The organism is Aureibaculum luteum (assembly GCF_003449015.1).
Lineage (GTDB): Bacteria > Bacteroidota > Bacteroidia > Flavobacteriales > Flavobacteriaceae > Aureibaculum > Aureibaculum luteum.
The window spans coordinates 1-542 of sequence record NZ_QRGD01000050.1; the positions used below are offsets into that span (position 1 = coordinate 1).

Below are 542 nucleotides of genomic sequence, written 5' to 3' on the forward strand. Positions count from 1 at the left end.
TTCCCCTTTACGGCCTACGCCGATGACGATCAGCGCAGCGCCCAACCATGCGCACGCGATGATGACCGGGCGGAACATGTCAGCACCGTCACAGACCGGTTTGAGCGACCAAGAGATCGGCATGCCGTGAATGGACGCGGTTAGATCAGACGGACACGGTGCGGTATCTGCGCCCCAACCGCTGTCCGGCGTGACCTTCACGTTGACCTGCTGCTCCTTGAGATCGGGACCATCCGGTATCTCGCCTTGCTCGATACAACCCATGCGCGTCTCATGGCCCGAGCACTGGTCGTCCTGCTTCTCCGGAGCCTTGCCGTTACCAGTCGCCGGATCCGTCGCCGGATTGCCGTTCGCATCCACCTCCTGCTTACCTGTCGTCAACGTGGCTGTCTTGCCATCGGAATTTGGCGTGACCGTAGCAACATCGCGATAACGCTTACCTGTAACGGGATCAACGTATGGGTCGCTCAGATTGACGTTGACTGGAGTGGTGGACGGCGTGAGTTTCACCGGAATCGGCACCTTAGCTGCGGACATATCGC

Annotated in this window: 1 protein-coding gene; it reads right to left on the bottom strand. The window is 59.8% G+C overall.

Going from position 1 to position 542, the window contains the following annotated elements:
• Nucleotides 1-542 (bottom strand): virulence factor TspB C-terminal domain-related protein (locus D3P13_RS21835; RefSeq protein ID WP_198680092.1); only part of this gene is annotated, 542 nt, incomplete at both ends.